The sequence below is a fragment of the Mycobacterium sp. ABE4_509 genome (assembly GCF_056160785.1).
Window position 1 is genome coordinate 1 of record NZ_JBSWXU010000322.1, and the last position, 820, is coordinate 820.

Consider the following 820-nt stretch of genomic DNA (forward strand, 5'->3'; position numbering starts at 1 on the left):
GCACTCAAGGAGGCCGACGGCGGGCGCGCCGCCATCATCCTGGGGGACTGGCCCGTGCTGCGGGCACAGTCGGCGGCCACCCTGCCCGCCGGCGCGGTCTGGGCGACCGACGTGGTCGAGATCGCCGCGAGCGTCCGGGGCGCGATGACCACGATGCTCACCGGTGTCGCAGTGGTCGGCGATCTTGCCGCGGCGCTGGATCTCGTTGCCGCACAGCCTGATCTGCGGGCCGTCACGGCAGACGGCGACCTGGTCGGCGGCGGCTGGGTCAGCGGGGGATCCGACCGCCGGCCCAGCACGCTGGAGATCACCCTGGAGGTCGACAAGGCGCGTGCGGAGCTGGCCGCCGCGGAACGCCAGACCGGGGAACTGTCGGCGGCGCTGGCCGGAGCCCTCGACGAGCAGGCCGCCCGGCAGGATGCCGCCGAACAGGCGTTGGCGGCGCTCAACGAATCCGACGCCGCGATCTCGGCGATCTACGAGCAGCTCGGCCGGCTGGGGCAGGATGCCCGCGCGGCCGACGACGAGTGGCAGCGGCTGATCAAACAGCGCGACGAGCTCGAGGCCGGGCGCACTCAGACCGTCGAGGAGCTCACCGACCTCGAACAGCGACTGCACAACGCCCAGCAGGAGCCCATGTTCGAGGTCCAGCCCGTCGACCGTGAGGAATCCTCCTCGGCGGCCGAAGCGGCCCGCTCGGCCGAGGTGGAGGCCCGCCTGACCGTTCGTACCGCCGAGGAGCGCGCGAACGCGGTTCGGGGACGGGCTGATTCGCTGCGTCGTGCGGCGGCCGCCGAGCGCGAGGCGCGGATCCGCGCCC

The 820-nt window shown here is 73.7% G+C and carries 1 pseudogene; it reads left to right on the plus strand.

The window, feature by feature from the left end:
* Positions 1 to 820, plus strand: a pseudogene (locus tag ACXAID_RS28275) (chromosome segregation protein SMC); the annotation flags it as partial.